Source organism: Helicobacter sp. TUL (assembly GCF_002287135.1).
Classification (GTDB): Bacteria; Campylobacterota; Campylobacteria; order Campylobacterales; family Helicobacteraceae; genus Helicobacter_F.
The window spans coordinates 106418-130467 of the sequence record NZ_NESU01000003.1; the positions used below are offsets into that span (position 1 = coordinate 106418).

At 40.8% G+C, this 24050-nt stretch carries 18 protein-coding genes, 2 tRNA genes and 3 rRNA genes; 8 read left to right on the plus strand and 15 right to left on the minus strand.

What is annotated here, in order from left to right; all coding sequences use genetic code 11:
• Positions 1 to 2: 2 nt before the first annotated feature.
• The 5 genes from rsmD to B9T66_RS02630 are packed head-to-tail and all read right to left on the minus strand — an operon-like array spanning position 3 to position 3323.
• On the minus strand, positions 3 to 596 hold the full coding sequence (gene rsmD, locus B9T66_RS02610; protein ID WP_095627443.1) for a 16S rRNA (guanine(966)-N(2))-methyltransferase RsmD: 594 nt from the start codon (positions 594 to 596) through the stop codon (positions 3 to 5).
• A complete protein-coding gene (locus B9T66_RS02615) occupies positions 571 to 885 on the minus strand; it encodes a hypothetical protein (protein WP_257874575.1) in 315 nt (104 codons plus the stop codon). The genes rsmD and B9T66_RS02615 overlap by 26 nt, the downstream gene beginning before the upstream one ends.
• Positions 886 to 913: 28 nt before the next feature.
• Positions 914 to 2806, minus strand: coding sequence for a primosomal protein N' (locus tag B9T66_RS02620; protein ID WP_095627444.1), 1893 nt, complete (start codon positions 2804 to 2806; stop codon positions 914 to 916).
• A 15-nt stretch (positions 2807 to 2821) separates the two neighbouring features.
• A complete protein-coding gene (locus B9T66_RS02625) occupies positions 2822 to 3100 on the minus strand; it encodes a hypothetical protein (protein ID WP_095627445.1) in 279 nt (92 codons plus the stop codon).
• Entirely contained in the window at positions 3093 to 3323 is a 231-nt protein-coding gene (locus B9T66_RS02630) for a hypothetical protein (RefSeq protein ID WP_095627446.1), read from the minus strand. Before B9T66_RS02630 ends, B9T66_RS02625 begins: the two co-directional genes overlap by 8 nt.
• An 82-nt stretch (positions 3324 to 3405) precedes the next feature.
• Between B9T66_RS02630 and uvrB the strand changes: the two genes are divergently transcribed.
• Positions 3406 to 5388 (plus strand): excinuclease ABC subunit UvrB, encoded by a 1983-nt coding sequence (uvrB, locus tag B9T66_RS02635; RefSeq protein WP_095627447.1) that lies wholly within the window; start codon positions 3406 to 3408, stop codon positions 5386 to 5388.
• Positions 5389 to 5477: 89 nt separating this feature from the next.
• Here uvrB and B9T66_RS02640 read toward each other — a convergent pair whose 3' ends face one another.
• From B9T66_RS02640 to B9T66_RS02650, 3 genes are all read right to left on the minus strand, one after another.
• Positions 5478 to 6638, minus strand: a complete 1161-nt coding sequence (locus B9T66_RS02640) for a DUF354 domain-containing protein (RefSeq protein ID WP_095627448.1) — start codon at positions 6636 to 6638, stop codon at positions 5478 to 5480.
• A 23-nt stretch (positions 6639 to 6661) separates the two neighbouring features.
• Positions 6662 to 7297 carry an FAD-dependent thymidylate synthase gene (gene thyX, locus B9T66_RS02645; RefSeq protein ID WP_095627449.1) on the minus strand — a complete coding sequence of 212 codons (636 nt, stop codon included), beginning with the start codon at positions 7295 to 7297 and terminating at the stop codon, positions 6662 to 6664.
• A gap of 388 nt (positions 7298 to 7685) precedes the next feature.
• The gene (locus B9T66_RS02650) at positions 7686 to 8150 is read right to left on the minus strand and encodes a DUF4156 domain-containing protein (RefSeq protein WP_257874576.1); all 465 of its coding nucleotides are present in this window, start codon (positions 8148 to 8150) and stop codon (positions 7686 to 7688) included.
• A gap of 107 nt (positions 8151 to 8257) precedes the next feature.
• Between B9T66_RS02650 and B9T66_RS02655 the strand changes: the two genes are divergently transcribed.
• Positions 8258 to 8509 carry a helix-turn-helix domain-containing protein gene (locus tag B9T66_RS02655; RefSeq protein ID WP_095627451.1) on the plus strand — a complete coding sequence of 84 codons (252 nt, stop codon included), beginning with the start codon at positions 8258 to 8260 and terminating at the stop codon, positions 8507 to 8509.
• A gap of 63 nt (positions 8510 to 8572) precedes the next feature.
• Here the strand turns inward: B9T66_RS02655 and glmS are convergent, their stop codons facing one another.
• Positions 8573 to 10360: a glutamine--fructose-6-phosphate transaminase (isomerizing) gene (gene glmS / locus B9T66_RS02660; protein WP_095627452.1), complete on the minus strand. Its 1788-nt coding sequence runs from the start codon at positions 10358 to 10360 to the stop codon at positions 8573 to 8575.
• Positions 10361 to 10454: 94 nt separating this feature from the next.
• On the opposite strand from glmS, the gene B9T66_RS02665 reads away from it, so the two are divergent.
• Positions 10455 to 11300, plus strand: a complete 846-nt coding sequence (locus B9T66_RS02665; protein WP_180763317.1) for a phospholipase A — start codon at positions 10455 to 10457, stop codon at positions 11298 to 11300.
• Here B9T66_RS02665 and B9T66_RS02670 read toward each other — a convergent pair.
• From B9T66_RS02670 to B9T66_RS02695, 6 genes are read right to left on the minus strand one after another with little or no spacing between them, the layout of a single operon-like run.
• The gene (locus B9T66_RS02670) at positions 11297 to 12346 is read right to left on the minus strand and encodes a type II secretion system F family protein (RefSeq protein WP_095627454.1); all 1050 of its coding nucleotides are present in this window, start codon (positions 12344 to 12346) and stop codon (positions 11297 to 11299) included. The genes B9T66_RS02665 and B9T66_RS02670 overlap by 4 nt on opposite strands.
• Positions 12347 to 12349: 3 nt before the next feature.
• Entirely contained in the window at positions 12350 to 13831 is a 1482-nt protein-coding gene (locus B9T66_RS02675; protein ID WP_095627455.1) for a GspE/PulE family protein, read from the minus strand.
• Entirely contained in the window at positions 13828 to 15498 is a 1671-nt protein-coding gene (gene mshL, locus B9T66_RS02680) for a pilus (MSHA type) biogenesis protein MshL (protein WP_095627456.1), read from the minus strand. The genes B9T66_RS02675 and mshL overlap by 4 nt, the downstream gene beginning before the upstream one ends.
• Positions 15499 to 15504: 6 nt before the next feature.
• Entirely contained in the window at positions 15505 to 15864 is a 360-nt protein-coding gene (locus tag B9T66_RS02685) for a hypothetical protein (RefSeq protein WP_095627457.1), read from the minus strand.
• Between the two features lies 1 nt (position 15865).
• Complete coding sequence (gspM, locus tag B9T66_RS02690) at positions 15866 to 16417, minus strand: type II secretion system protein GspM (protein WP_095627458.1); 552 nt, start codon at positions 16415 to 16417, stop codon at positions 15866 to 15868.
• Complete coding sequence (locus tag B9T66_RS02695) at positions 16410 to 17639, minus strand: hypothetical protein (protein WP_095627459.1); 1230 nt, start codon at positions 17637 to 17639, stop codon at positions 16410 to 16412. The genes gspM and B9T66_RS02695 overlap by 8 nt, the downstream gene beginning before the upstream one ends.
• A gap of 686 nt (positions 17640 to 18325) precedes the next feature.
• Here B9T66_RS02695 and B9T66_RS02700 point away from each other — a divergent pair.
• The 5 genes from B9T66_RS02700 (at position 18326) to rrf (ending at position 23615) form a co-directional block, all read left to right on the plus strand.
• A 16S ribosomal RNA gene (locus tag B9T66_RS02700) occupies positions 18326 to 19823 on the plus strand.
• 118 nt (positions 19824 to 19941) lie between these two features.
• A tRNA-Ile gene (locus tag B9T66_RS02705) sits at positions 19942 to 20018 on the plus strand.
• A 4-nt stretch (positions 20019 to 20022) separates the two neighbouring features.
• A tRNA-Ala gene (locus B9T66_RS02710) sits at positions 20023 to 20098 on the plus strand.
• 391 nt (positions 20099 to 20489) lie between these two features.
• Positions 20490 to 23369, plus strand: a 23S ribosomal RNA gene (locus B9T66_RS02715).
• A gap of 130 nt (positions 23370 to 23499) precedes the next feature.
• Positions 23500 to 23615 (plus strand): 5S ribosomal RNA (rrf, locus tag B9T66_RS02720).
• The 16S, 23S and 5S rRNA genes sit together here with 2 tRNA genes alongside, the layout of an rRNA operon.
• Positions 23616 to 24050 lie beyond the last annotated feature (435 nt).

Sequence of the window (24050 nt, forward strand, 5' to 3'; positions counted from 1 at the left end):
AGTTAGACTGCAAAATACGATATCGTGCTTTTTCCGAATTTCTTTTGTTTGATTCTAGCATATTTGCCTAAAGTTTGGGGCATATCTTGCTCACTCATTCCCTCAAAAGCTATAAGCCAAATATATGGATTATGTATGTTACTGACAAATTCAAAGCATTTGTGATATATGTCTTGCATACCTTCTCGCAGCGCAAATGGTGGGTCAAGATAGAGAATACTATATGTTTGGAGAGTATGCAAAATATCTTTGGTGGTAAAAAAATCTTGTGTGTAGATTCTGTATTGTAACTCTTTGGCGCGTTTTTTTGCACATAAGAGATTGTGTGTGAGAATCTGCGCACTTTGTGAATCTCGCTCGACAAATATACCCTCTTTTGCACCACGGCTTAGGGCTTCAATTCCCATAGAGCCACTGCCACCAAAGCCCTCGACAAATACGCAATCTATGATTTCACTACCTATGGTGTTAAAAAATGATTGGCGCACGATAGCTTTTGTTGGTCGCGTGGTAGATGACGCGGGCAAGAGGAGTTTTAGCCCCTTGAGTTTGCCTGTGCTAATGGTGATATTAGGAGTGTTTTTTGAAGAGTTCATAGAGTTTGTGCGTGTATTCTGTAAGGAGTTGGGAGATTTCAGATTCTAATGTCGATGTATGGAGGGGTGTGAGATTGTCATAAAAATCTTGCAGGGCTTGGAGCAAAGATTGTGGTGTGAAAGGCTGGGGGATATTGCAATCTCCAAGCACGCAAACAGGTTTATTAGTAACTCTTTGCACATCGCTTAGAATAAAATCGCACGATTCTTGTGGGCTTATGTATTGACGCAAAAAATATTCTAATGTGCTTTGTAGCAATAGATTCTCACATTGCACTGCTATTTTCATCTCCACCCCTTTTATGAATTTCTGCACATTATATCGTGCTTAATGGATCTATATCAATCTCAAAGCTAAATTTTACGCATTCTTTGACATACATAATAGCTTGTATAAGTGCGTTGGCAGAATGCGATCGCAATAAAATATTATAGCGGTATTTGCCATAAAGTCGCTCAATATCACACGCTTTTGCTCCGACAATTTCAATGTTTTTTGTTTGGGTCGTGGATTTTTGTATCAGTGTTTCTAAAATTTCTCGCACTTCTTGCATTTGTGAGAGGGCTTGGTGTTGGAGTTTGTGCGCAAAACCAAGATTAGCAAGTCGCACAAATGGCGGATAGAATCTTGGTCTATACTCTAGCTCATATGCCAAAAATTTTTCATAATCTTGCATAAAAGGAGCAAAAAAATCTTTGTGCAATGTTTGGATATATACTATGCCATTTTCTTTGCGTCCGCTTCGTCCAGAAATTTGTGTGAGCAAACTCATAGCGCGTTCATTGGCGCGATAATCTATAGTATTTAGCACATAATCTATGCCCATTACCACACAGAGTGCGACATTGTGATAATCGTGCCCCTTACTTAGCATTTGTGTGCCTATGAGCATATCAAGTTTGTGATCATTGAAATCCTTGAGGGTTTTTTGAAGTTTGCTATGTGTTGTAATATGATCACGATCAAATATGCCCACACGCATAGCAGGAAAATATTCTGCCATTTCTTTGGCAAATTCTTGTGTGCCTATGCGTTGGGATTGGAGGTTTTGGCTTTGGCATTTGGGACAATGTTTGGGGATTGCTTGTGTGTAGCCACAATAATGGCAAATCATTGCGTGTTTATCAAGGTGCAAACTCATACTCACGCTACAAAATACGCATTGCACTTTTTGACCGCATTCTTGACAAAAAAGCGTTTTAAAATGCGCTCTTGTAGGCAAAAAGACAATGCTTTGTTTATGAGCTTCATATGTTTGTCGCACTAGTTCTATGAGAGAGGGTGCGTATAATGGCGTATCATCAAAAATATAGGATTTTTTGCTATCAAAGTGTTGCCCCCTAAGGCGATAGATTCTGTGTTCTTTTTTGGCATTGGCATATGAGCTAAGCGATGGCGTGGCAGATCCTAAGACAACCTTGATAGAAGTGTGTTTGCCAAGATACAACGCAAGATCTCTAGCATTATAGCGTGGAGTGGATTGTGATTTATAAGCATCATCATGTTCTTCATCAATAATAATAAGCCCTAGATTCTCTATGGGCAAAAAGAGTGCCGATCTCGCACCGGCGATAATTTGTATCGTGCCATTTTGGAGTTTTGTAAGGATTTCTTGCTTTTTTTTAGCTGTAATTTTGGAGTGCCAAATCCCCACTTTATCGCCAAAAACCTTTTGCAATCGCTGTTCAATTTGGGGCGTGAGAGAGATTTCAGGCATTAAAAAAAGTGCTTTTTGTCCATTATTGAGATGTTGTGCGATGAGGTGGATATAGATTTCTGTTTTGCCACTGCCGGTATCACCAAAAAGCAGAGGGTTTTGCGTGGCATTGAGAAATGTTAAGGCGTCATTTTGTGCTTGTGAGAGCGCAAGGATTGGCGTGATTGGCTCATCGTGTGCTTGTGTAGTGAATGTATCAGTGATGAGTTTTGGCGTAAAAAGCCCATAGCTTTGTGAAAAGCTACAACAATAATATTGCGCGATAAATTCTGCCAAAAGCTTTTGGATTGGCAAAAATTCGTATTTGCTTGGATATGCGAGTTTGCACTCAAAGCCTATGTGTTGTGTTTGTGGTGTGAGAGCGACACCCAAGATATGTTTATTTTTAAGTGGAATTTCTAAGAGTGTGCCACGCTCACAAGGGCTTTGGGTTTGGTATGTAAGTGGGGGAGAGGATACGCCTAAAGGAGCGACAAGGACAAAAGTATGCACATATATCCCTAATAGTTATGGCTGTGAATCTTGCATAGTTTGTGACGTGATGTTTTGTGGGGAAATGGAGGCATTTTCTATTTCGTGATAGAGAAGTTCTAGCGAAGTGTGAATCTTGGCATATTTTTCAATTGCAATAATGTAGGCTTGGAGTAATTCCACGATAGAGATTTGTTTGCGTTCTCCATCTTCATAAAACAACGCAAAAAGCTCCTCTTGTGCTTGTTTGGAGAGTTTGCTTGTCGAAAAGGAAAAAAGTTTGCCCTCTATATTGATCTTTAGTGGATCATTCATAACGCAAACCTTCCTCTATTTTGCTAAAGAGATCTTCTATGCCCTTTTTCTGTGAGCCAAGAAGATCATACAGGTTAGAAATTTGCGTATCTTTAGCTTGATTATCAGCTTCAAGTTCGCGGACTTTTGTGCGCAAAGAATCTATTTCAAGTTTTTGAGCATTCATTTTTTGCAACATTTCTTCGATTTTTTGTGAAAATTTTTCCATAATTTGCGTATCCATTTTTGTGTCCTTATAAGATTTGGTGGGGTAAAATTTTGATTGCAAAATTATAACATAAAGCCTTTTAGTCTCAAGGAGAATTATGGCAAGTTTTACGCTAAATTCCTCATACACACCAGCAGGAGATCAGCCCCAAGCTATCGCAAAAATCGTAGATTCTATCCAACATGGCGCACAATATTCCACGCTTATAGGTGTTACAGGAAGTGGCAAAACCTTTAGTATGGCAAATATCATTGCGACCTTGCAAATGCCCACACTTATTATGACACACAACAAAACCCTTGCAGCACAGCTTTATAGTGAATTTAAGGGTTTTTTTCCAAACAATCATGTAGAGTATTTTATCTCACACTTTGATTATTACCAGCCCGAAGCCTATATACCACGCCGTGATTTGTTTATAGAAAAAGATTCTAGTATCAATGAAGATCTTGAGCGTTTGCGATTGAGTGCTACTACCTCGCTCCTTGCGTATGATGATATTATTGTTGTTGCGAGTGTATCGGCAAATTATGGTTTGGGTAATCCACAAGAATATCTCACAATGATAGAAAAGTTTGAAGTTGGAGAACAACGCACACAACGAGAATTTTTACTTAAACTCATTGATATGGGTTATACACGCAATGATACGACTTTTGATCGCGGTAATGTGCGTGTGTTGGGCGAAGTTATCGATATTTTTCCAGCCTATAATGAGCGAGAGTTTGTGCGTGTAGAGTTTTTTGGTGATGAGATTGATCGCATTAGTGTGTATGATAGTTTGGAGCGCACGGAGCTAAAGCGCTTAGATTCATTTGTGTTGTATGCTGCTAATCAATTTATCGTGGGTGCTAATCGCTTAAAACAAGCGATTGCAGGGATAGAATCCGAGCTAGATTCACGCTTAGCAGAGTTTAGCGCACAAGATAAGCAAGTAGAATATCAACGCCTCAAAGGTCGCACAGAATTTGATTTAGAGATGATTAGAGAATCTGGTATTTGCAAAGGGATTGAAAATTATGCGCGTCATCTCACAGGTAAAGCCCCCGGTGAGACGCCATATTCACTACTTGATTATTTTGCACAAAAAAACAAGCCCTATCTTATCATCGTAGATGAATCGCATGTAAGTTTGCCACAATTTGGTGGTATGTATGCAGGAGATAGGAGTCGCAAAGAAGTGCTAGTAGAGTATGGATTTAGGTTGCCTAGTGCGCTTGATAACCGCCCATTGCGTTTTGATGAGTTTATCACCAAAGCCCCACATTTTCTGTTTGTCTCTGCTACTCCTGCCAAGCTAGAATTAGAGCTTAGCAAAAACAATATCGCCGAGCAAATTATCCGCCCTACAGGTTTGCTTGATCCACTCTATGAAGTAAGAGATTCAGATTCACAAGTCCTAGATTTGCTTGATGAGATTAAGGTGCGTGTAGAAAAAAAAGAGCGTGTGCTTATCACCACACTAACCAAAAAAATGGCAGAAGAGCTTAGCACATATTACACTCAGTTGGGTATTAGGGTGCGCTATATGCACAGCGATATAGATTCTATTGAGCGTAATCACCTGATACGCGCTTTGCGTTTGGGGGAATTTGATGTGCTCATTGGGATTAACCTTTTGCGTGAGGGGCTAGATCTCCCAGAGGTTAGCTTGATTGCTATCCTTGATGCAGACAAAGAGGGCTTTTTGCGTAGCGAGACAAGCCTTATACAGACTATGGGTCGTGCAGCGCGCAATGTCAATGGCAAGGTGCTTTTGTATGCCAAAAAAATCACAGATTCTATGCGGCGTGCTTTTGAAATCACAGATTATCGCCGTGCCAAGCAAGAGGAATTTAACGCGCTACACAATATTACGCCAAAGTCCGTGCAACGCAATATCGAAGAAGAGTTAAAGATAGAATCTAGTGGCTTATCACGATTGTATGAAAAGGGTGCCAAGGCTAAGAAGATTCCAAAAAGTGAGAGAGATTCACTTATCAAAGAGCTTAGCGCCAAAATGCACCAAGCTGCAAAAATGCTTGAGTTTGAAGAAGCCGCACGATTGCGTGATGAGATCGCAAAAATACGCAGTATGTGATACTTATACCTAAGGGAGCAAAAATCCATATTCATAGACTTTGGATTCTATGTTTTTGGCTAATGCTTTTAGGGCGTAGTTAAGTGTGCCTAGCTTTTGTTTATAGACTTCATCATTAGCTTTTTGTGGGGGGATTTGTCTTGCCTTTGTTGTTGCGTGTTTGCGTTAGGAGATGTATAGAATCTTTGCTTGAGGGTTGCGATGATGTCTTGGAGTGCAGTAGTTTTGTTGGTGTGGAAAAAAAGCACGTCTTGTCGTATTTTTGGGGTTTTGTTTGTGAGTGCTTCTCGCACGAGTTTTAGCACTTGTGTAGCACTTTTGGCGTGAGACATAAGGTGGTGTTTTAGGAGATATTTGTCGTGAAAAAGCAATAAAGAGCGCGTAGAGATTGTAGGTATGCCTAGATAGCAAGATTCTAGATTCATAGTGCCACCACCACCTACAAGCACATCGATAAAGGGATAGAAATCCTCTGGTGCAAATTTCTCATTAGTAATCCATACATTAGCATATTTCCCAAACTCTTGTTCTAGCTCCTTGCTTCCATAGCGTGGCATAATGATGATATTTGCGTCAAGATTGTGTGCAAGGAGTTTTATACTCTCATAAATAATAGGCAATTTTTTGCTCACATAGTGGGCTTTGTATTCCTCCTCTCGCACAAGGATTGTGGGGCGGTTGGTAGGTATGCAAAGAGTTTGGCGAAAATCCTTGCCTCTAGGGAGATCATCTAGCCACAAAGCCACATCAATAAATGGATATGAAATTATATTATCAGCGCTCATACCAAGGAGCTTGAAGCATTTTTGGGGTAGCACAAATGGATAGAAAATAAGATCTGAAAGCGGAAGCGTTAATCGCGCAAGTTTGGTAAGCAAATGTGAATCGCAAGTGTGTCCGGCTATGGGTGTATCAGAAAAATGCACAATTGGTATGCCTACTCCAAAGGCAAAATGCACGGCATCGGCACTTGCACCTGTGATAAGGAGCGTGGGAAGTTTGGTGCCAAAAAATTCCAAAAATTCCTCTTGTCTATGCAACCTAGCCCTAAATTTCCCTTCTTTTGTTGCACCACCATAGCCACCTATGCAATGATGTGCGATCCTAAAAAGTTTCAAAAGTTGCACGCATTCATCATAATCACTACTTGCGCGTGTGGTGATGAGAATCTCATCAAGTGTCCTAAGATATGGGAGTAATGCGCGAAAAAATAGCACATATTTGGGATCGGTAATATCAAGCCAAATCATTGGAGACTCTTAATTTGGCGTCTTTAGGCTTTGGTATCTTGCTGGAGGCAGTGCTCAAAAATGTATTTGTGTGAATCTGGCAGGGCATCAAAGATAGCGCGCGCAAGGTTTTGAATCTCCCAAAGCGCACTTCTGGAGCTACGCAAGGATAGGAAGTTTTGCAATGATCGTGCATTGATACTCCACGAGAGTTCGGTTTTGTAAGATTCAGGCATACAAAATTTTGCCAAGTCGTTGCTAATGCCTTGGCTTAATAAGACTCGGAGATTTTCTAGCGCATACACACTTGCTTCATTGACTTTGGGTTCTTGACAAAAGACAAGAAATTGCTGTGCGCGTGTGAGATTTATAGAATCTAGTGGCAAAAAACTTTCGCAGTGCTTTAGTTCTTTGAGTGTGTAGCGTGAGGATTTGACGCTAAGACTTGCCATTCTGTGTCGTGCTAATTCTTGCAAACACGCGCGTGAAATGCCTTTTATATAAAAGTTATAAAATAAATGCTCAAGCGTGGAGCTGTGTTTGTTTTTATTGCCCACGCGATCAATAAGCTCCAAATCCCTTTCTCCACCATTATCGCTTTTATCAAAGCTTTGCCAACAGGTTCTAATAGCATTGGAGCACATTTCTAAAGGTGTGGCGTGCAGTAGTGTAACTTCCATAGTGATATCCTTATGTAGAATAAGAACAAATGATGTGGAGATTATAACTTAAATTCGATAAAAATACTTAACGATCTTTTGGTAAGTCATAGATACTCTAGGATTCTCAAATCAATACCAAAATGGGGCTATAGATAGAGATAAGCCCCACCATTCCCTACCTTCAAATCTCTTTTGATTACCTGCCACCAAGACCGATTTCTAACATACCTATGAGGTTTCGTGCAGCTGGTGAAGCGGGGTCATAAACGATATTTTGGTATTTCGCTCTAAGTTTGACATAATACAAGAGATTCTCATTAATCTTATACGAGAATCCAAGTGCTGTACACAGACAAAATAAACATTACATAGCGAGAATCCTCACTATGTAATATGATGGAAATAATTATTTGTTTCCACATTCAAATACTTGGGCGTGGATTCTATGAGATTGTAGTGCAGCAGAGATCGTGCCATGTGGTGCACCATCTGTGCAATCAACAGAACGTGCATTGGTTTCACCTTGAAGCTTTGCCACACACGTTACTTGTTCTTTGGTGATAGACAACATAATACGCTTACCACCAGTTACGACATTTCCAGCTTCATTTTTTAGGTCATTAAGAGCCCCCTCACGCAATAATTCCCTAGTAACTCCTCGTGTATTCCCCACATTGTCTTTTCCCTCGACTTCTCCTAAAATCACACAATTATAAGGCGTGCTTTTAGCTATTGTGATACCTTTGCCCTGTGCTTCAAGTGCTTTTGGTGTGTATTGTGGCAATGGCTGTGGCTCTGGTCCAAAACAACCGCTTAGAAGTAAAATCATTCCAATGGGCAAGATCCCAAATGACATATAAGAGATTTTCATGGTTACGCTCCTTGTGCTAATTTTTATACTATACTCTATTATAGTAGAGTGAAATTAGATTATAAACAAACTAAACTTAAAGAATCTATAATAGTAGAGTTTAGGGTATGGCAAACGATTTTTATGAATGCGACAAGGAGCAAATACAGGATTTTTATCGTTATATTGCAAAAAATGTTGCAAGACTGCGAAAAGAAAAGGGATTATCGCAGCTTGATTTAAGTCTTGCAATAGGATATAAGTCTGTTTCTTTAGTAGCTGGTGCAGAAGCAGGGTATAAAAATATTCATTTTAATTTAGAGCACCTCTACAAAATCTCAAAGGTCTTGGAAGTTGAAATGAAAGAATTTTTTATATAACCTATGTTATCTCTTATTAACGTTTTAAGCATGGGTTGTTGAAGTCATACTATGCATAGAGAATTACTCCACGGTTACAGATTTTGCGAGGTTTCTAGGCATATCGACATCATTACCTAATTTGGTTGCTATTTCTAATGCAAGGAGTTGGAGCACGATCATCATCGCATAAAATTCCTCCATATAATCTTGACATTGAGGAATATACACCATATCATCAGCTTCTTGAATACTCTCACTGCAAATCGCACAAATGGTTGTGTCGCGTGCCCCTAATTCTTGGACATTGCTTTTGATTTTGTCAAACAAAAGATGTTTTGGCAAGAGTGCAAGACAAAAAAGCTCTGAATCTGCAAGGGCTATAGGTCCGTGTTTCATTTCACCACTAGGATATCCCTCGGCATGTAAATAGCTAATCTCTTTGAGTTTGAGTGCGCCCTCGAGTGCCAGAGGATAGAAAATATCGCGCCCAATAAAGAAAAAGCCATGTCCGTGCAAATATCGTTTTGAAAGTCGCTTAAGGCGATCGTGCAAGGAAGTTTGCACTTTGGTAAGTTTGGTGGCATTAAGCATTGTGTTTGCATAGTGCTTGAGATCTTTAGTGCTAATGTGTCCGCGCATATGTCCCAACGATACACTCAAAATCCAAAGCACCATAACTTGCGTCGCAAAAGCCTTGGTGCTTGCCACGCCTTTTTCGATTCCTGCGCGTGTGAGTATAGCGTGATGTGCTTCGCGGACAATTGAGCTATTATCGACATTGCAAATAGCTAGTGTTTTAAGTCCGCTAGATTTAGCAAGTTTGAGGGCTTCTAGTGTGTCGGCTGTTTCACCGCTTTGAGAGATACAGACAAAAAGCTCATTTTTGTGTAGCACAGGATTAGCATAGCGAAACTCACTTGCAAAGACGACATTTGTGCGAATCTTGGCTAGGCGTTCGATGAGGTATTTTGCACTAAGTCCTGCGTGGTAGCTTGTCCCACACGCACAAATCGTAATTTCCTCAATAGAGGTAAAAAAATCGTTTGGCACTTCATCAAAGCCGATATGCTCATCGCTTACACGCCCCATCATTGTTTCTAAGAGGACTTTGTGTTGCTCGTAAATTTCTTTTTCCATAAAAAATCTATATCCATCTTTTTGTGCATAAGATTTATTGATAGTAAGCTCTTTGATGTCTGCTAGTTGTGAAAAGCTATCTTTATCCATACGACCGATAGTATCATCAGCTACATAATGCACTTTGTTTGCAAGTCCGATAAGTGGCGCATCAGAGCTTGCAAAATACACGCCACCCTCGCCTTGTCCGATGATAAGTGGAGAACCTTTTTTAGCATAAAAGATTGCCTCTTCATCAGCCTTTGTAATAAGCAAGATCGCATAGGCTCCGTGTAGAGAATCTATGGTATGTTTAAAAGCACTCATTGAATCTTTGTGGGTTTTTAGATTTTCTTCAAAAAGATGCACAATGACTTCGGTATCAGTTTGACTAATGAATTGATGTCCTTTGTCTTGGAGCATTTGTTTAAGTTGCGCGTAATTTTCTATAATCCCATTATGCACGACATTGCTAAATTCTGCAAAATGTGGGTGGGCATTTGCTTCTGTGGGTTTGCCATGTGTCGCCCATCGTGTGTGTCCTATACCAACGCCAAAACCTTGGGAATAAAAATCTTTGCATTTTTCTTCGAGATTGACAATTTTTCCAACTGCTTTGAAATTATGCAATTGTTGGTTGGCTAATACTGCTATTCCTGCACTATCATAGCCCCTATATTCGAGTTCTTTTAAGCCATCAAGAAGGATTTGTTTTTTTTCATTGTTACCTATATAACCCACAATTCCACACATACTTTTCCCTTTGTAACAATTTTGCACTTGTATTTAATATTTTAAGGTTACAATCATACCTAAGGATTTGTTAGCTTAAGTTTAAGGGTATATGATGATAAAAAGGTTTGGTATTTTGGCTCTAAGTGCATTGATGTATGTTTTTGGCAAAGAGCCAGATTCCCAACAACCTACAACACAAGTATTCAATCAACAATTATCCTCGCATCTTGGTTCGTTGTATGCACACGAGCCTATTTATATTTTGCCCTATTATCACAGCTTTTCGCCTACATATGATAAAAACATAGCAACCGAGACAAAATTCCAATTTAGCTTTAGAATCCCAATGTTTGCCGTGGGTGAGCATAATAAATTTTTCTTTGCTTATACGCAAACTGCATTTTTCCAAAATTATAATAAATTAGATTCTCGACCATTCCGCGACACAGACTATGCGCCGGAGTTGTATTGGTCTTATGATGGGATTAATGACATTGTGCGTTTTGTGCAGTTTGGCTATAAGCATGTTTCAAATGGCGAGCGCGCTTTGCGATCACGCACACAAAATCAGCTTTTGCTTAGGGTGCGTTTGCAATATGACACGCCTTGGGGGCTAAAAGTTGGTGGTATCGCGCGCACTTGGCTTTGGATAGGTTTGGATAATGATGGCTTTTTGCACGATAATCCAGATCTTACGCGCTATCGCGGATATGCTGATATATTTTTGTATTGCAAATACGATAATCATTTATTTGAATTCAAGGCATCGCCTATCGTGAGTGATATAGGATTTTGGAAGCCACATTTTGAGGTGGGTTATACCTACAGGCTTACCAAAAATCTTGGAATCTATGCACAATATAGTAATGGCTATGGCGATAATATTTATGAGTATAACATTCACTCCAATAGATTAGGGATTGGATTTAGGCTTTGGCAAAGCGTGTATGATAACTAGAGGACATTTGCACTCATATCCCACATAGGCACAAACACGCCTAACGCCAAAAACACAACCAATGCTCCCATAACAAGACTAAGCGTAGGTTCTATAAGGCGCACTATCATATCAAGTTTTTGCTCACTCTCGCGTTGCGTAGCATTGGCGATAGATTCAAAGATTTGTGGTAGTTTTGCGCTTTTTTCTCCAGCGTGAATAAGCGTGATTGAGACAGGATCAAGTAAGTTTAATGTTTTTAGTGCTTGACTTAAGGTGGCGGCAGTGTTTTTGATATGTGGCAAAAGCATATTGTAGCGTTCTCTTAGGGCGCGATTTTGCACACTCAAACTCGCCAATGGCAATGCTTTATCTAGTGGCATAGCACCCTTTAGCATATAACTAAGTGCAAAGGAAAAACGATAGGCTTCTTGTGAGGTGATAAGCGCACCTACAAATGGCATGCGTAGTATGTATGTATCGATTGTGTGTCTAGAAGATGATTGATGCGCATAAAGGATCTTACTTGTAAAGGCGATACACACAAGCACAACTACTATAAGTAACCCAAATGTTTGGAGAGATTCATACAGCCACACTAAGACTCGCGTATAAAGAGGTAATGTGGTGCCAAGCTCTGCAAAAAGCACCATAAATGGCGGTATAACAAACCAAATGATAGCCAAAAAGGCAACAATCATCGCACAAAGCAATATGCTAGGATATACAAGGGCTTTGGTTACAAGTGCTTTGGTTTGGGCACGTTTATTGAAGTATGCACTAAGGGTGAGCAAGATTGCAGGGAGTGTGCCACTTTCTTGCCCTAATGTGAGCAATGCACACGAGAGTTCTCCAAAGATTGTCTTGTGTTGTGCGATAGATTGGGTTAGGCTTAAGCCCTGATGAAGATTTTTGACAATATCTTGTATTATGATAGCAAGAGATGTATTTTGGGTTTGCACACTTTGCATGCATTCTAATATCCCTACACCAGAATCTAGCAAAAGTCCCATTTGCATAAAAAGCGTGCTAATGTCTTGGGGGCGTATTGTGCGTTTTAGATTCATAGATTATCCCCATACACGATACACTTCTTCTAGGCTACACATGCCTTGTGTCAAAACTTCTGTAATATGTGTTTGCATAGGCGTAAGGTGTGTGGCAAGTAGCTCTTTGCTAAGGTTAGAGATATTGCGTGGGTTTTGGAGAATCTCGCTTAATAGTATGCGTCCAGAAAATCCGCTATTATCGCAATACACGCAACCTTTAGCACGATAAAGTGGGGTTTGCAAACAAAGGCTTGTAAGAAAATCTTTGTATATGCCATCTTTAAAAGTATCATAAAAGCCGTGAGGCACACTATATTTGCAATGTATGCAGAGTTTTCGTGCTAAGCGTTGGGCGATAATCATACTAAGATTTGTGGCAAGTATTTGGGGCTTTCCACCTAGTGCCAAGATTCTATCAAAGGCACTTAGTGTGTCATTAGCATGTAGGGTCGCAAAGATTAAATGTCCAGTCAAAGAGGCTTGGAGGGCGAGATCAAGCGTTTGGTGATCGCGGATTTCTCCTATCATAAGCACATCGGGATCTTGTCGTAGGCAACCACGCAAGGCTTTTTCAAAGGTGAAATCATATTGTGGATTGATAAGCACCTGTGTGATGTCATCGACGCGGTATTCTATGGGATCTTCAAGCGTGAGGATTTTTTTGGTGTGATCTTTTATGGATTCTATCATAGCATAGAGCGTGGTGCTTTTGCCACAGCCTGTAGGACCTACAAGCAAGATCATACCACTGCTTTTGGTGATTTCTTGATTGATGAGGTGAAGGGCTTGGGGCAAGAATCCTAGAGATTGCAAAGTGTGGCTTTTGGCACCTTTTTGCAAGATACGCAATACAAGCGATTCGCCTTCAAGTGCGGGCATACTTGAGAATCTAAAATCAAAACTTCCTTGCGCAAAATCTCTTGAAAAACGCCCATCTAAGGACTTTCTTTTTTCGCTGATGTCAAGTTTGCATTCTAGCTTTAGGCGCGTGGAAATGACTTCAAAGATATGTAAGGGGATCTCAAAACTTTTGTGTAAGATTCCATCGATTCGATAGCGAATACTTGCTTCTGTGGCATTAGATTCTATATGTATGTCGCTACTTTGGTGTTGTATGCCATATTCTAGGAGAAAATCTAGCAGGGTGTTTATGTCGTTTTCTTGTATATGAGGATTGGCGGTGCCTGTGGATACAAGCATAAGTTTTGCTAAGAGATCTTGGGTTAGGGCGTTAAATTTCGCATTTGCAAAGGCTTTTTGGTAAAACAGCAAAAAATCTTGTATTGGATAGCATTCTAGTGTTAGGTGTGGATATTGTTTGTGTATATGAAAGCTCACAAGCTCCATATTTGGCGGATTATTCGGATCTGTAGCGATATGTATATGCGTAGAATCTATGCTAAAGGCAAAACAATGGAGTTTTTGTATGAGTGAGAAGGGCAACGCACCAAGGGCTTTGTGATCAAGGCTTTCTAAAATATGGATATTTGTAGAATGATTCATAATGAGACATTATTGAGCGTATGAGAATCTGTGATAGAACTTAGGGTTAGATCGCGTATGTTTGGTGCAGGTTGCGTGTTGCTTAGCGGAAGTGAGGAATCTTCATAGGCTGGGATTTGTGGTATTTCATCTTGGAGTTGTTCTATGGCTTGTGGATTCATAATTTTTGGCGAGAGGATAATAACCATTTCTTTTGTTACTTGGGTATTTTTGGTATAGCTAAAAAGATATTTGAGTAATGGTATGCTTCCCAAAACTGGGATTTGTTTGCGAATCTTTGTTTCTGTTTTGTCTATAAGACCACCCAAGACAATACGCTGCCCATCTTCTATCGCCACAAGCGAAGAGAGGTGCTTGGTAGCGAGATTTGGTGGTGAACTAAGTGCGGTTGTTTGATTTTCGATTGAGACATCTTTGGTTTTGGTTATGGAGGGATTGATTTTTAAAATGATTTTTTTACCCTCAATGCTTGGCGTAACATCAAGTAAGATTCCAGCAAAAACTGATGGAAATATTTCTGAAGCATTTTGCACTGAAGTGCCTTGGGTTGTGGTTTGGTATGTTGTGCTTTGTTGGTAGCGCAACACACTTCCCACGCTAATAATAGCAGGCTGATTATTGAGTGTAAGCACTTTTGGGTTAGAGATAGATTCTACCTTGCCATAGGTTTGCAAAAATTCCACGATACGCTCTATACTTACACCTTGTGAGAAAATATTGATACCATAAGAGGTGCCGGAATTATCAAGGATTAATGCGCTTGAGTTATCGCTACCCATAGGTGCAGTAGCAAGATTTGTAAGATTAAAAAATTGCTCCCAATCAATACCATATGTCGCACTATCATTGTGTTCGACATTGAAAATATTGACATCAATGAGGACTTGCGCGTGAATCTTTTGCGCAAGAGAGGCGAGGTATTGCTCCACGCGATCAATTTGTTTTTGAGATCCTGTGATTGTCAAAAGCCCCGCACCTTTATTAATGATGATGTCTTTGTGTGCGTATTTAGAATCTTTGGTATCTTGTGGGGTGCCAATACTAGAATCTGGTGTATACCAATCTCCAGGGCGATAGGCGATGTTATATATTTCATTTTCTAATTCACCCCAAAAATCCATTTCATCAATAGAATAGATTTTTGTGCCACTTTTGCCTGTCCCAAGGGTGTGTCCAGCGGCTTTGTTAAGTGCCATTTTGTGTGCTTGTTGGGTGGATTCAAAGGTGGAAAAATTTTGCATAGCATAGGAATTTTGGTATGTGTTGAGTGTGTTTTGAGAATCTTGAGAGAAAAATACATCGGTATTACTAGAGCCAACGCGTGCAGTGGATATGTAATTAATACTAAAGGTTTTAGTTTGCAATGCCCAAATACTTAAGAGATTGTTCTCTAGTGTGAATCCTATGTCATTTTGCGTAAGCAGGGTTTGGAGAATATCTTGCAAGGAAGCATTGTCAAAGTGCAAGGAAATGACTTTAGAATCTAAGATTTTGTGTGCGAGATCTTGGGTGTAGATAATGTTTAGCTTACAATCTAGGGCAATGGCTTCTAAGATTTTAGAGAGTGTTGTGTTGGCATTAAAGCTAAGTGAATCGCATGTATAGATTGTTTGTTGTGTGAGGCAGTAGATTAAGCATAATATGCGAAGTAAGCGTGGGAATTGCATCAAAACCTACCTATACCATAGGATATGTTGTGATACTTTGATAGTGTGCGTGTTTTTGCCCTGCATAAGCATAATATGATCATTGTGGATACTAAGGATTGTGCCAAATGGTGTTTTGCCACTTTTATACCATGTGCCATCAATAAGTGCTTTGGCATTCATAATAGCTTCGAGTTTGAGATAATGTGGTGTTTTGGTGTGTGATCGCGTCTGTGGCGTTGTGTCAAGAAATGGATTGTGTGTGAGTTTTTGGTAAGATCGTGGTTTTTGGAGACTAGAGAGAAGATTTTGTGCGCATAGCATATCACATGGAATAGTTGTGGCAAAAGCCATAGGAGGAAATAAAAGCGTGAGTATAAATCTCATACTAGATTCTCATATCTTGGATAAGCAATTCAAACTCCAGCCTATCTTTTAGATCGATATGGATAAAATCAAGACTTATATATTGGTTATGGAGTGTTTGTATGTCATGAAGGAATTGTGCTATGCCTCCAAAAGTCCCACTACCTCGCAAAGAAATGATACCAAGCTCTTCGTTAGCGATTTGTATATGAGTAAGGGCAAGATGATTGTTGTGAGAGAGATTTAGCAAAGTATCTAAGTTGTCAAATGCATTGGATTGTGTGGCATAGATTTGGTGCAGTATGGAGTGTAATAGGGCATTAGATTGTGTGAGCTCTGTAAGGGTTTGGGTTTGCTCGGATTGAATGGCGTTTGTGGTATGAAGTGCTTGTGTGTAGCTATCTTTGGAGATAGCCTTGTCTTCTTGTAATTGTGCTAAGAGCGTGGAAGTGAGGCTGTGTTGTTGCTCGATAGGCTGTATAAGAAATATATGGCAACATACTATAAAGGCAAGGACTCCGCATATGAAACCTAAAATTTTTTCACGAGGCTTAAGGGCTATGCGTTTATTCATGATACACCACAAGGATTTGAGAATGGGCTTTGTTGTCTTTGTGCGTGATATGAGAAATTTTGGCTTGTGAAGCGTCGGTATTGAGGGCTTTTAGTAATTGTGTGATATGGGCTTGTGTGGGTGCTATGATATCCATTAGTGCTACACTATGTCCTGCATTTTTTGCAAAGCTTATGTTTGTGGTGTGTGCAGAGTGTTTGGCAAGAAGTGCAAAAGTCTCTTCCATACGGACGCTTAGCGGTTTTGTATTGAGTGAATCTAGCACAAAAGAAATTTGTTGATACATTTGGTTATTGTGTGTAAGAAGTTTATTTAGCTCGTTAGTTTGGGCAGCGGTGCTATGTTCAAGGCTTGTAAAATCGTATTCTTGAGACTGCAGGGTATTGATGTGGGTTGTGAGATTGTAGGTGTGCGCAAAAAGCGCGCTAGGATATACAAGCCCAAACATTATGGCAAGGGTAATGATAAGGTTTCGTATGATATGTGTTTGTGTCTTGCCAAAAAGCCCAAAGTTATTGCGGATAAACCCAAGTTTATTATGTAAAAGCACTCTTGCATATGTGTAGTATTCGTGCTTGCAGTTTTGAAAGATCGCACGGAAGGGCGAGGGTTTATCTTGCGGGTCTTTGGTGCTAGATTCTAAAAATATCTGAGTAGGGAAAGAATCTAAAACCTGCAGCGTGTGCTTCCCAAACATATTGCTAAAAAGTTGCGTTTTTTGTGTTAGTTCCTCATCGTTTGCAAGATAGAGAGTGCTAAGAATCTGTGCGTTATCAATATAATAGAGCATATGAGATTCTTTGATATAGACAAAGCCTTGCTGTATGTGTTGTGCTAGAAAATACGCATCGATAGCAATTTCACACACCTTTGTATGTTTTGGTAGGTTTGTAAATATATGATGATCTATAAAATACGCCTCACATTCTTGTAAGCTTGTTTCATGAAAATGCGGCTTACACGCAAAATACAAACTATATGTATGTGATGGATTAATAATATTGCATTGATGGGCATGTGTATAAAGAGATTCTATAATGCGCTCAGCGTCTTCTTGTATATGAGAATGCAAAGAAGCAGGAATATCAATGGTAAGCTTGATTAGCTTCTCTAGCTCGCAAACATAGAGCACTTTTGTATGCTTTGGGGCATAAGTCATTGGCGTGAGTGTGTGTTGGTCAAAGAAGGTATCGCGATAGAATATATGTGAATACATAGACATACACACCCTTTTTTAAGTTTAAGCACATTCTAAGATAATGCAATGAAAATTTATATCTATCTCAATTTTAGTTAAGTAAAACTTTAATTTTTATTAAGTCAAGGTTTGTATAAAAGTTCCTTATCCAAAAGCAAACTTTAAGCTTTGTATGTGTAGTATTTCGTTTCCCAATTTTGAGATACTAAAGCATCTAGCTTATGTAATTACTACCAAATGTAACACAACATATTCTAATGTCTTTTAGCAATCAATTTGTGGTGTTCTTTTTACTTAAAATACTTTATCTATAATATAAATACTTTAAAATCTCTATATCGTTTAAGATACATAGGGTCTTTAGAATTATTTAGAAATATGGAAACAAGATTTTGGTAATGATCTTTGACATCTAAGCAAGAAATAAAAGATAAGCATTGTATCTTCTAGCAATATGCTAGATTCGTTACAACATTAATTCTTTTGTTTCTTAGTTACTATTTTCTCATTTGTATATGACTTTGAGCTTATGCTTTGTAGTATCAAAGCATAAGATACAAAAAGTCTTTGTGATTTAGAGCTAAGAGATACAAGGACAAACTACCAAACAAATCCTTTAGAGATATAGCTACATATACATTATGTATAATCTAGTTAAACCTTTAAAGTTTAGAATCTTTGAAACTTTATAGATTCATAGCATTCTATTTTTTATGGAGAGTTTGATCCTGGCTCAGAGTGAACGCTGGCGGCGTGCCTAATACATGCAAGTCGAACGATGAAGCTTCTAGCTTGCTAGAAGTGGATTAGTGGCGCACGGGTGAGTAATGCATAGGTAACATGCCCTTTAGTCTGGGATAGCCACTGGAAACGGTGATTAATACTAGATACTCCCTACGGGGGAAAGTTTTTCGCTAAAGGATTGGCCTATGTCCTATCAGCTTGTTGGTGAGGTAATGGCTCACCAAGGCTATGACGGGTATCCGGCCTGAGAGGGTGATCGGACACACTGGAACTGAGACACGGTCCAGACTCCTACGGGAGGCAGCAGTAGGGAATATTGCTCAATGGGGGAAACCCTGAAGCAGCAACGCCGCGTGGAGGATGAAGGTTTTAGGATTGTAAACTCCTTTTGTTAGAGAAGATGATGACGGTATCTAACGAATAAGCACCGGCTAACTCCGTGCCAGCAGCCGCGGTAATACGGAGGGTGCAAGCGTTACTCGGAATCACTGGGCGTAAAGAGCGCGTAGGCGGGATAATAAGTCAGATGTGAAATCCTATGGCTTAACCATAGAACTGCATTTGAAACTGTTATTCTAGAGTATGGGAGAGGTAGGTGGAATTCTTGGTGTAGGGGTAAAATCCGTAGAGATCAAGAGGAATACTCATTGCGAAGGCGACCTGCTGGAACATTACTGACGCTGATGCGCGAAAGCGTGGGGAGCAAACAGGATTAGATACCCTGGTAGTCCACGCCCTAAACGATGAATGCTAGTTGTTGGGGTGCTTGTCACTCCAGTAATGCAGCTAACGCATTAAGCATTCCGCCTGGGGAGTACGGTCGCAAGATTAAAACTCAAAGGAATAGACGGGGACCCGCACAAGCGGTGGAGCATGTGGTTTAATTCGATGCTACGCGAAGAACCTTACCTAGGCTTGACATTGATAGAATCTGCTAGAGATAGCGGAGTGCTGGCTTGCCAGAGCTTGAAAACAGGTGCTGCACGGCTGTCGTCAGCTCGTGTCGTGAGATGTTGGGTTAAGTCCCGCAACGAGCGCAACCCTCGTCCTTAGTTGCTAGCAGTTCGGCTGAGCACTCTAGGGAGACTGCCTTCGTAAGGAGGAGGAAGGTGAGGACGACGTTAAGTCATCATGGCCCTTACGCCTAGGGCTACACACGTGCTACAATGGGGTGCACAAAGAGATGCAATACTGTGAAGTGGAGCCAATCTCAAAAACATCTCTCAGTTCGGATTGTAGTCTGCAACTCGACTACATGAAGCTGGAATCGCTAGTAATCGTGAATCAGCCATGTCACGGTGAATACGTTCCCGGGTCTTGTACTCACCGCCCGTCACACCATGGGAGTTGTATTTGCCTTAAGTCGGAATGCTAAACTGGCTACCGCCCACGGCAGATGCAGCGACTGGGGTGAAGTCGTAACAAGGTAACCGTAGGTGAACCTGCGGTTGGATCACCTCCTTTCTAGAGATATGTTTACTTACTTTGTTGGAAGTAAACCATTAAGGATATAGTGTGAAACTTTTCATTTCTTGCTTAGTTTTCAGAGATCAAATAGGATCTTGTTTGGTATGCTTACGAGGGGCTTATAGCTCAGGTGGTTAGAGCGCACCCCTGATAAGGGTGAGGTCGGAGGTTCAAGTCCTCCTAAGCCCACCATAATGGGGAATTAGCTCAGCTGGGAGAGCGCCTGCTTTGCACGCAGGAGGTCAGCGGTTCGATCCCGCTATTCTCCACCATATGATAAATAATTAAGTAATCTTGTATCTTGCAAGGTATATCTTGATAATAATAGTAAGTATGTTATAGTAGGACATATATCATATGTTAGTTCTTGATATATACTTGATATATGGGTATAAGTGTTATAAAAAAGAGTATTAAGCATTCTCTTAAGTTTGAAATCTCATAAAAGTCTTAAATATGATAGACTTCAAAGATAAGATTTTTATGAGATTTCTTATTGCTATGTATTGCGGTAGCGTGATACATAATGATAGAGATCGTGTTATTTTACATTGTATTGTTAATAGCCTAAGTAAATAAAGACTACAATCAATGCTTTATTGTTGTATGCTAGACATACATTCAATAAGGCAGTGACTTTAGGATACACATTAAGTTTAAGGCGATAAGCTTAGCAAGGGCAAATGGTGGATGCCTTGGGTAGTAGAGGCGATGAAGGACGTACTAGACTGCGATAAGCTAGGGGGAGCTGTCAAGAAGCTTTGATCCCTAGATTTCCGAATGGGGCAACCCAATGTGTCGTGAGGCACATTACCTTTAATGGAGCGAACCTAGCGAAGTGAAACATCTCAGTAGCTAGAGGAAAAGAAATCAAACGAGATTCTCCTAGTAGCGGCGAGCGAAAGGGGAATAGGGCAAACCGAATGCTTGCATTCGGGGTTGAGGACTGCAATATCCACTGCAATACTTTAATAGAATATTCTGGAAAGGATAGCCACAGAGGGTGATAGCCCCGTATATGAAAAGGTATTGCTAGGTAGCAGGATCCAGAGTAGGTCAGGACACGTGGAATCCGGACTGAAGCTGGGGGGACCACCCTCCAACCCTAAATACTACTACTACACCGATAGCGAACAAGTACCGTGAGGGAAAGGTGAAAAGAACCGCAGTGAGCGGAGTGAAATAGAACCTGAAACCATTTGCCTACAATCATTCAGAGCCCTATGATTTATCAGGGTGATGGACTGCCTTTTGCATAATGATCCTGCGAGTTGTGGTATCTGGCAAGGTTAAGCAAACGCGAAGCCGTAGCGAAAGCGAGTCTGAAAGGGCGTTTAGTCAGATGCTGCAGACCCGAAGCCAAGTGATCTATCCATGGCCAAGTTGAAGCGAGTGTAATAGCTCGTGGAGGACTGAACTCGTACCCATTGAAACGGGTTGGGATGAGCTGTGGATAGGGGTGAAAGGCCAAACAAACTTGGTGATAGCTGGTTCTCTTCGAAATATATTTAGGTATAGCCTCAAGTAATAGTAATAGGGGGTAGAGCACTGATTGGGCTAGGGCTGCTCACCGCGGTACCAACCCCTGTCAAACTTCGAATACCTATTACCGTATCTTGGGAGTCAGGCGGTGGGTGATAAAATCAATCGTCAAAAGGGGAACAACCCAGACTACCAACTAAGGTCCCAAAGTTCTATTCTAAGTGGAAAATGATGTGAAGTTACTTTGACAACCAGGAGGTTGGCTTAGAAGCAGCCATCCTTTAAAGAAAGCGTAACAGCTCACTGGTCTAGTGATTTTGCGCAGAAAATATAACGGGGCTAAGATAGACACCGAAGTTGTAGATTATGCTGATGCATAGTGGTAGAAGAGCGTTCGTATTGCGTTGAAGGTATACCGGTAAGGAGTGCTGGAGCGATGCGAAGTGAGCATGCAGGAATGAGTAGCGATAAAAGTGGTGAGAATCCACTTCGCCGAAAGTCTAAGGTTTCCTACGCGATGCTCGTCATCGTAGGGTTAGTCGGGTCCTAAGCCGAGTCCGAAAGGGGTAGGCGATGGCAAATAGGTTAATATTCCTATACCAATAGAAGTGTGCGATGGAAGGACGCATAGGGTTAGGTGAGCCAACTGATGGAAGTGTTGGTCTAAGGGCGTAGATTGGAGGATTGGCAAATCCGCCTCTGTATTCGAAACCTCAAAGGCTCTTTGAAATCTTCGGATGGAAAGGAGAATCATTGATACCGTCGTGCCAAGAAAAGTTTCTAAGTTTAGCTTCTATTGCCCGTACCGCAAACCGACACAGGTAGATGAGATGAGTATTCTAAGGCGCGTGAAAGAACTCTAGTTAAGGAACTCTGCAAACTAGCACCGTAAGTTCGCGATAAGGTGTGCCACAGCAATGTGGTCTCAGCAAAGAGTCCCTCCCGACTGTTTACCAAAAACACAGCACTTTGCAAACTCGTAAGAGGAAGTATAAGGTGTGACGCCTGCCCGGTGCTCGAAGGTTAAGAGGATTAGTCAGACGCAAGTCGAAGCTTTGAATTGAAGCCCGAGTAAACGGCGGCCGTAACTATAACGGTCCTAAGGTAGCGAAATTCCTTGTCGGTTAAATACCGACCTGCATGAATGGCGTAACGAGATGGGAGCTGTCTCAACTAGGGATTCAGTGAAATTGTAGTGGAGGTGAAAATTCCTCCTACCCGCGGCAAGACGGAGAGACCCCGTGGACCTTTACTACAGCTTGACACTGCCGATGGGAGCATTATGCGCAGGATAGGTGGGAGGCTTTGAAATCTTCACTCCGGTGGAGATGGAGCCGCCGTTGAGATACCACCCTTAATGTTTCTGTCTGCTAACTGGCTTGAGTTATCCTCAAGCAGGACAATGTCTGGTGGGTAGTTTGACTGGGGCGGTCGCCTCCTAAAAAGTAACGGAGGCTTGCAAAGGTTGGCTCAAAATGGTTGGAAATCATTTGTAGAGTGTAATGGCATAAGCCAGCCTGACTGTAAGACAAACAAGTCGAGCAGAGACGAAAGTCGGTCATAGTGATCCGGTGATTCTGTGTGGAAGGGTCATCGCTCAAAGGATAAAAGGTACCCCGGGGATAACAGGCTGATCTCCCCCAAGAGCTCACATCGACGGGGAGGTTTGGCACCTCGATGTCGGCTCATCGCATCCTGGGGCTGGAGCAGGTCCCAAGGGTATGGCTGTTCGCCATTTAAAGCGGTACGCGAGCTGGGTTCAGAACGTCGTGAGACAGTTCGGTCCCTATCTGCCGTGGGCGTAGGATTGTTGAGGAGAGCTGTCCCTAGTACGAGAGGACCGGGATGGACGTGCCACTGGTGCACCAGTTGTTCTGCCAAGAGCATCGCTGGGTAGCTACGCACGGATGTGATAACCGCTGAAAGCATCTAAGCGGGAAGCCAACTCCAAGATGAACAATCCCTGAAGGTCGCAGCAAGACTAGCTGCTTGATAGGGTAGATGTGTAAGCATAGTAATATGTTTAGCTGACTACTACTAATAGACCGTTTGGCTTATTTTTTATCTTAAACTTGTATTCTAAAGATTCACTGCCTTATTGAGTGTAGGTATTATTTAGGCTATTAATGGAAAATGGAAATAAGGACAAGACATTTTTATAATAAATAAAACTTGTTTTTATTTCCCTTTTCCTTGTGTTTATAGAGAGGAGGCAACACCCAGCTCCATTCCGAACCTGGCAGTTAAGCTCCTCTTCGCTGATGATACTGCACCTTTCAGGTGTGGGAACGTAGGTCGATGCAGGGATAGGGAAAATATCTTCTTGTTACTTCTTTTTTAGACTTCTTGTTTTTTATAATATTAAGATATGAATGAGATTATTATTGTTTAGATTATAAGTGTAGTGTCGTTATGTTGTAGATACATAATAGATTGCATTATTACATGTATATAACTTTTTACTTGTTTAGTATGTGGTAGATTCTGTTGTAGTGTGTTAGAGGGGTTTAGAAGGATTGTAGGTAGTGTAAAGTAATGTGATGTTGTGGTTTGCAAGTTTGTAAAAAAAGAGTTAGTTTTAGACTTTTATCCTTTTAAGCAAAGCTTTGCGTTTGGTGGAGAGATAGCTTTAGACTTTAGATATACCCATAAAACTTAGATTCTCTAAGCAAGTGCTTCCAATATAGATAAATCACAAGGGTTTGATACATTAAGACAAGAGTTTGGTGCTACAGATGTTAG